We start from the raw sequence: 1,319 nt of genomic DNA, 5'->3' as shown, positions 1-1,319 counted from the left end.
TTATAGATCTTACTGGATTTCTGTCGTGTTCTCTTCCGATCTACATCGCGGACGGCACGGGCGCGCCGGCGACCCCCGGGCGCGCCGACACTCGCGGTGCAAGCAGGTCGGGCTCCACGACGGGGCGCGTGCCCTGCCCGGCGTGCATGGGATCACTCAACAACTCCGCCAACAACACCAGATCACTCACCGGCCGCGTCACCGCCGCCTCCCGCAACGCGTCCTCGGCGGCCGGATTCGAACAATCCCTCAGGATCGCGATCATCCGCGCGACGTCCGGCACCGACCGATGCACCGCCGCCAGACGCAACAGCCGCTCCGCCGCGTCCTGCGAAGACCCCCGCGCGGTGTCGCCGGACGGTTCCCCGACCGGGTCGCCCGGCATCCCTGTCCTCGGTGCCACCGGTGCGCCCGGTGTCGATGCGCGGGGTGTCGATGCGCGCGGTGTCGGTGCGTCCGAGACCGGGTGCGCGACCGGCCCGGAGTGCTCCGCAGCCGGCGCGGAGGCGGGCCGCGGAGGCGTCGTATCCCACGTCCGAGCCGGCGGCGAGGCGGGCCGTGGAGGCGGCGCGGGTGCCCCCGGCGGAGTGGCCCACGTCTGCGAACCCACGGCGGGCTCGGTGGACTCGTGACGCGCCGGCGTCGGTGAGTCGGGATCGGATGCGAATGTCACGACACTCTCCCTACACGTGCAACCACGACCGGACCGCGCCCTACCGAACGCGTCCACGGCCGCCGGACGACGGCGTGTACCCGCTCCGACAACCGTTCAGTCGATTCGGCGTCGTCGTCGCCCCCACGGTGGGCGGCGACGACTGCCCGAAATCATCACCCGGTAAGTGCCGTGCGGCGCACGGGTTCCCGTACAGGAAGGTGCCTGGGACCTCGCCGCGCGGCCGGCCGATCCCGCCCCCCGAGAGCGGGCCGGCCCCCCGAGAGCCCTCCTCGGTGTCACGACCTCGGCGCGTCGATGGCGTGATGGATCCGCGCGTGCGTGCGCTTTCCTCGAACGCCGTCCGCGTCGGTCGGGGCCGGCGTGACATGTGCGGCGCGACCGTCGTGCGGGTTGCCGGGGCGCGAACGGGGGACGGCTCCGGCCGCACGCGCGACCGGAGCCGTCCCGTTCCCCACCGCGACTCGGACATGGAGGAACGTTCGCGGAAGGTGTCCTCGGGGGTCAGCCGTGGTTGCCGCCGAAGTCGGCGTTCTTGTGGCCCTCGTGCCGGTCGTCGTGCCGGTCGTCGTCCCCGTCGACGTTGAGGCAGGTGTTGCCGATCGTGGGGTTGAGGATGCCGACGATGTCGACGGTGTTCCCGCAC

Annotated in this window: 2 protein-coding genes; both read right to left on the bottom strand. The window is 72.3% G+C overall.

From position 1 onward, the window contains the following. Positions 1-40: 40 nt before the first annotated feature. On the bottom strand, positions 41-385 hold the full coding sequence (locus ABZS54_RS42985; RefSeq protein ID WP_355548925.1) for a hypothetical protein: 345 nt from the start codon (positions 383-385) through the stop codon (positions 41-43). A gap of 792 nt (positions 386-1,177) precedes the next feature. Beyond that, a partial coding sequence (locus tag ABZS54_RS42980) for a chaplin family protein (protein ID WP_355548928.1) occupies positions 1,178-1,319 on the bottom strand: 142 nt, incomplete at its 5' end.

The sequence above is a fragment of the Embleya sp. NPDC005575 genome (assembly GCF_040605455.1).
Taxonomy (GTDB): Bacteria; Actinomycetota; Actinomycetes; order Streptomycetales; family Streptomycetaceae; genus Embleya.
Note: the sequence above shows the minus strand (reverse complement) of the source record. Positions and strands in the feature narration are given on the sequence as shown.

What these genes read in the sequence shown, in the direction of transcription:
- ABZS54_RS42985 (WP_355548925.1), bottom strand. Translation starts at nt 385, where the DNA reads ATGCCGGGCGACCCGGTCGGGGAACCGTCCGGCGACACCGCGCGGGGG.